Source organism: Thalassomonas sp. M1454, assembly GCF_007097525.1.
In the GTDB taxonomy this organism is placed as follows: Bacteria; Pseudomonadota; Gammaproteobacteria; order Enterobacterales; family Alteromonadaceae; genus Thalassotalea_A.
Map to the genome: position 1 here is coordinate 88,750 of NZ_VKDD01000008.1, position 6,569 is coordinate 95,318.

A 6,569-nucleotide genomic window follows, 5' to 3' on the forward strand; every position below is an offset into this window, starting at 1 on the left:
TCAGGATGTTTTTGCTTAGAGCTTGTAATCATTAATATTATTAGTAAACTTTAACCATCTAATACAACAATTGGTCGCATTATCTAAGGATAGTTTTGTCTGATAAAAAAACTAGCAGTTCAATTGCAGAAAGTAATAATACACGCCTCGATTTAAAGGATAGTGCTTTATGGATTGCTGCTCTTTATATTCCTACATTCTTGTTGAGTATTGCTTATGGCATTTATGTTCGTACAAATCCGGCTATAACTGACCCCGCAACTTGGTTTAGTGATGGCGATATTATCAGTGGTTTTGGCATTTTTATGGCCATGGCAACTTTACCTATTTTATATTTAGCTACTAAGCAATTGCCATTGGAGCAAAGGTTACATTTTTTTGCTTTAGACAGTAAGTTTGAACCAAAGGCGTTTTACCCTTGGCTTTTAGTTACTTTGTTGTTTTTAAGTTTTTGGTGGGCAGTTAATTCGATATTTAATATAGAGCCACCTGAAGTTATGCTCAATATCGTGCAAACAAGTGACTACTTGTGGCTACTAGTTTTATCTATTTGTATTGTTGCACCTGTATTTGAAGAGCTGGTTTTTCGCGGTTTTATTTATGCTCGCTTGCAACGGTCAGTGTTAGGTAAAAGCGGATCTTTAATATTAACAAGCATTATTTTCACCCTTGTCCATTCTCAATACCAAGGCATTGAATTATTTGCATTGTTTACCTTTGCTATCTTATTAGGGCTAATAAGAATAAAAACCAATAACATTAAATATTGTATTGCAGTGCATATGATAAATAATGTTGCATCACTATTAGCTTTATATTGGCTAAATTAGATAAAGCATATTGAGTAATGCAATTTTATTCGCAAAATTATAACTATATATCTGAGTTAAATTTAGATTCACCGTTAAGGCTGGTTTCGGCAACTTCAATTAGAGTGAAGTATTAACCTTTCTATCATCTAAATCGTTATTACAACCATATGAACAAAAGCATATGCTTTTAACGTTTTTATGCATTAAAGTTACAGGTTTAGATTAATTATTGAGCAAAATAAAATTAATTCATTTTTTTAATTAAAAATTGTTGACGTCAAGGTTTAGATCTATACAATGCGCTCCACTTCTTCGGGGCAACCCAGAGAACAGTTAGAAGGTTAGATGTTAAGTATTTCTTAGTATTTAACGCCAACAAAAACTTTTTAAAATTCTTTTATAAAAGCTGTTGACTTCCTAACTGAGGTGCTTATAATGCGCCTCCTGCTTCGGGCAAACGGCAACGTTAGCTACAAGCAATAAGCGGTACTTTAGCGAATGTGATTAAAGTCTCGCGTCGAAGAAAACGTTCATCCATGAACACTTCGACATGTGCGCATCAGCGCAAATTTTTAACAATTAGTTATCATGCAATTTGTGTGGGCACTCACATTGATGTTGATTTTACATAGTCCTTCGGGACAAATTAACTTAATGATGAATGAACACACAAAACGACTTAATTAGTCTTCGGATTAATTATGGTTTTATGTAAAGTCTTAATCTTCGGATTAAGCAAATTCAGAATTCATTGAGCCGAATCACTTGTTGATTCAAAAACACTTTTTAATTGAAGAGTTTGATCATGGCTCAGATTGAACGCTGGCGGCAGGCTTAACACATGCAAGTCGAGCGGAAACGANGGCGTCGAGCGGCGGACGGGTGAGTAATGCTTGGGAATATGCCTTTGAGTGGGGGACAACAGTTGGAAACGACTGCTAATACCGCATAACGTCTACGGACCAAAGGGGGGGATCTTCGGACCTCTCGCTCATAGATTAGCCCAAGTGAGATTAGCTAGTTGGTAAGGTAAAGGCTTACCAAGGCGACGATCTCTAGCTGGTTTGAGAGGATGATCAGCCACACTGGGACTGAGACACGGCCCAGACTCCTACGGGAGGCAGCAGTGGGGAATATTGCACAATGGGCGAAAGCCTGATGCAGCCATGCCGCGTGTGTGAAGAAGGCCTTCGGGTTGTAAAGCACTNTTGATCATGGCTCAGATTGAACGCTGGCGGCAGGCTTAACACATGCAAGTCGAGCGGAAACGAAGAAGTGCTTGCACTTCTGGCGTCGAGCGGCGGACGGGTGAGTAATGCTTGGGAATATGCCTTTGAGTGGGGGACAACAGTTGGAAACGACTGCTAATACCGCATAACGTCTACGGACCAAAGGGGGGGCTCTTCGGACCTCTCGCTCATAGATTAGCCCAAGTGAGATTAGCTAGTTGGTAAGGTAATGGCTTACCAAGGCGACGATCTCTAGCTGGTTTGAGAGGATGATCAGCCACACTGGGACTGAGACACGGCCCAGACTCCTACGGGAGGCAGCAGTGGGGAATATTGCACAATGGGCGAAAGCCTGATGCAGCCATGCCGCGTGTGTGAAGAAGGCCTTCGGGTTGTAAAGCACTTTCAGTTGTGAGGAAAGGTGTGTAGTTAATAACTGCATACTGTGACGTTAGCAACAGAAGAAGCACCGGCTAACTCCGTGCCAGCAGCCGCGGTAATACGGAGGGTGCGAGCGTTAATCGGAATTACTGGGCGTAAAGCGTGCGTAGGCGGTTTGTTAAGCAAGATGTGAAAGCCCCGGGCTCAACCTGGGAACTGCATTTTGAACTGGCAGGCTAGAGTTTTGTAGAGGGTGGTGGAATTTCCAGTGTAGCGGTGAAATGCGTAGAGATTGGAAGGAACATCAGTGGCGAAGGCGGCCACCTGGACAAAAACTGACGCTGAGGCACGAAAGCGTGGGGAGCAAACAGGATTAGATACCCTGGTAGTCCACGCCGTAAACGATGTCAACTAGCTGTCTGTAGACTTGATCTGTGGGTAGCGCAGCTAACGCAATAAGTTGACCGCCTGGGGAGTACGGCCGCAAGGTTAAAACTCAAATGAATTGACGGGGGCCCGCACAAGCGGTGGAGCATGTGGTTTAATTCGATGCAACGCGAAGAACCTTACCATCCCTTGACATCCAGAGAATTTTCTAGAGATAGATTAGTGCCTTCGGGAGCTCTGAGACAGGTGCTGCATGGCTGTCGTCAGCTCGTGTTGTGAAATGTTGGGTTAAGTCCCGCAACGAGCGCAACCCCTATCCTTATTTGCCAGCGAGTAGTGTCGGGAACTTTAAGGAGACTGCCGGTGATAAACCGGAGGAAGGTGGGGACGACGTCAAGTCATCATGGCCCTTACGGGATGGGCTACACACGTGCTACAATGGCAAGTACAGAGGGCAGCGAGACCGCGAGGTGGAGCGAATCCCAGAAAGCTTGTCGTAGTCCGGATTGGAGTCTGCAACTCGACTCCATGAAGTCGGAATCGCTAGTAATCGTGGATCAGAATGCCACGGTGAATACGTTCCCGGGCCTTGTACACACCGCCCGTCACACCATGGGAGTGGGTTGCAAAAGAAGTAGCTAGTCTAACCTTCGGGAGGACGGTTACCACTTTGTGATTCATGACTGGGGTGAAGTCGTAACAAGGTAACCCTAGGGGAACCTGGGGTTGGATCACCTCCTTACCTTAAGTAGAACAACTTAATGTTGAGTGTTCACACAAATTGCTTGATAACGAAAAGTAAAGACAATACTCAGAAATGGGGCTATAGCTCAGCTGGGAGAGCGCCTGCCTTGCACGCAGGAGGTCAGCAGTTCGATCCTGCTTAGCTCCACCATTTTCTGAAACCAAGAGAGATCTATACAGTAGGTCTGTAGCTCAGCTGGTTAGAGCGCACCCCTGATAAGGGTGAGGTCGGCAGTTCAAGTCTGCCCAGACCTACCAATTTCGATTTCTAACTGCGTTACTTTATGACTTGTGTAGGTGAACTACACGGCGCCATAAAGTGCCTTGTTATAAAGCGAAATGACTCTCATGAAATTGTCTGAAAGACCAAACTTAAAACATCACTTCTATAATGGAACGATGCATTAAGTTTGGTTTTTTACCAAAATCTGCACCGAATGCGCGTGTTGATTAACTCTTTAACAATTTGGAAAGCTGATATTAAACCCGGTAATTCGTGTTTATGACCTCCAATCATAAACCCGCTCTTGAAATAGAGAGTACGAATTACCACGACAATCACTTGTGATTGTCACTGAGATGTTTATACAACATCTCAACATTATAACTAACGATAATTATCGTTTCGTTAGTTGTTCTTACTCAAGGCTCACAGCAATGTGAGTTTGGTAACTTAAGTTACCAACATTCTTATGAATGCGTGAAAATGTCAGACTGTCAACTTAGTTCGGTTTAGTCACCGAACAATCGAGAAGGAAACTTTTTGGGGTTGTATGGTTAAGTGACTAAGCGTATGTGGTGGATGCCTTGGCAGTTAGAGGCGATGAAGGACGTGTTAATCTGCGAAAAGCTGAGTTAAGGTGATAAAAACCGTTATAGGCTCAGATGTCCGAATGGGGGAACCCACCCAACGTAAGTTGGGTATCCTAACGTGAATACATAGCGTTAGGAGGCGAACCGGGAGAACTGAAACATCTAAGTACCCCGAGGAAAAGAAATCAACCGAGATTTCCTTAGTAGCGGCGAGCGAACGGGAATTAGCCCTTAAGTGGTTTGTACATTAGTGGAATGAGCTGGAAAGCTCAGCGATACAGGGTGATAGCCCCGTACACGAAAATAAACTTACCGTGAAATCGAGTAGGTCGGGACACGAGAAATCTTGACTGAATATGGGGGGACCATCCTCCAAGGCTAAATACTCCTAACTGACCGATAGTGAACCAGTACCGTGAGGGAAAGGCGAAAAGAACCCCTGTGAGGGGAGTGAAATAGAACCTGAAACCGCATACGTACAAGCAGTGGAAGCCAGATTTAGTCTGGTGCCTGCGTACCTTTTGTATAATGGGTCAGCGACTTATGTTCTGTAGCAAGGTTAACCGAATAGGGGAGCCGTAGCGAAAGCGAGTGTTAACTGCGCGTTTAGTTGCAGGGCATAGACCCGAAACCCGGCGATCTACCCATGGGCAGGTTGAAGGTTGAGTAACATCAACTGGAGGACCGAACACACGTATGTTGAAAAATGCGGTGATGACTTGTGGGTCGGAGTGAAAGGCTAATCAAGCCGGGAGATAGCTGGTTCTCCCCGAAATCTATTTAGGTAGAGCCTCGCACGAACACCATTGGGGGTAGAGCACTGTTAAGGCTAGGGGGTCATCCCGACTTACCAACCCTTTGCAAACTCCGAATACCAATGAGTGATATGCGGGAGACACACTACGGGTGCTAACGTCCGTTGTGAAGAGGGAAACAACCCAGACCGCCAGCTAAGGTCCCAAAGTCATAGTTAAGTGGGAAACGATGTGGAAAGGCATAGACAGCTAGGAGGTTGGCTTAGAAGCAGCCACCCTTTAAAGAAAGCGTAATAGCTCACTAGTCGAGTCGGTCTGCGCGGAAGATGTAACGGGGCTAAACTATGCACCGAAGCTGCGGATTCAGAATTTATTCTGAGTGGTAGGGGAGCGTTCTGTAAGCCGTTGAAGGTGAATCGTAAGGTTTGCTGGAGGTATCAGAAGTGCGAATGCTGACATGAGTAACGATAAGGGGAGTGAAAAACTCCCCCGCCGAAAGACCAAGGTTTCCTGTCCCATGTTAATCAGGGCAGGGTAAGTCGGCCCCTAAGGCGAGGCGGAAACGCGTAGTCGATGGGAAACAGATTAATATTTCTGTACTTCTATATATTGCGAAGGAGGGACGGAGAAGGCTAAGCAAGCATGGCGCTGGTTGTCCATGTGAAAGTATGTAGGTTGGTGACTTAGGTAAATCCGGGTTGCTAAGACTGAGATACGAGACGAGATTCTACGGANCAGGGTAAGTCGGCCCCTAAGGCGAGGCGGAAACGCGTAGTCGATGGGAAACAGATTAATATTTCTGTACTTCTATATATTGCGAAGGAGGGACGGAGAAGGCTAAGCAAGCATGGCGCTGGTTGTCCATGTGAAAGTATGTAGGTTGGGGATTTAGGTAAATCCGGATCCCTAAGACTGAGATACGAGACGAGGCTCTACGGAGCTGAAGTTGTTGATGCCATACTTCCAGGAAAAGCTTCTAAGCTTCAGATATATAGGAACCGTACCCCAAACCGACACAGGTGGTTAGGTAGAGAATACTAAGGCGCTTGAGAGAACTCGGGTGAAGGAACTAGGCAAAATAGTACCGTAACTTCGGGAGNGGGCAGGGTAAGTCGGCCCCTAAGGCGAGGCGGAAACGCGTAGTCGATGGGAAACAGATTAATATTTCTGTACTTCTATATATTGCGAAGGAGGGACGGAGAAGGCTAAGCAAGCATGGCGCTGGTTGTCCATGTGAAAGTATGTAGGTTGGGAGTTTAGGTAAATCCGGATTCCTAAGACTGAGATACGAGACGAGACTCTACGGAGTTGAAGTTGTTGATGCCATACTTCCAGGAAAAGCTTCTAAGCTTCAGATATATAGGAACCGTACCCCAAACCGACACAGGTGGTTAGGTAGAGAATACTAAGGCGCTTGAGAGAACTCGGGTGAAGGAACTAGGCAAAAT

At 45.2% G+C, this 6,569-nt stretch carries 1 protein-coding gene, 2 tRNA genes and 2 rRNA genes; all 5 read left to right on the top strand.

The annotated features are described in order from the left end of the window. Positions 1-95 precede the first annotated feature (95 nt). The gene (locus tag FNN08_RS15050; RefSeq protein ID WP_143587258.1) at positions 96-830 is read left to right on the top strand and encodes a CPBP family intramembrane glutamic endopeptidase; all 735 of its coding nucleotides are present in this window, start codon (positions 96-98) and stop codon (positions 828-830) included. Between the two features lie 1,176 nt (positions 831-2,006). Beyond that, positions 2,007-3,551 (top strand): 16S ribosomal RNA (locus FNN08_RS15055). A gap of 77 nt (positions 3,552-3,628) precedes the next feature. Then, a tRNA-Ala gene (locus FNN08_RS15060) sits at positions 3,629-3,704 on the top strand. Positions 3,705-3,734: 30 nt separating this feature from the next. Then, positions 3,735-3,811: transfer RNA gene (locus FNN08_RS15065), tRNA-Ile, on the top strand. 517 nt (positions 3,812-4,328) lie between these two features. Then, positions 4,329-6,569 (top strand): 23S ribosomal RNA (locus tag FNN08_RS15070); the annotation flags it as partial.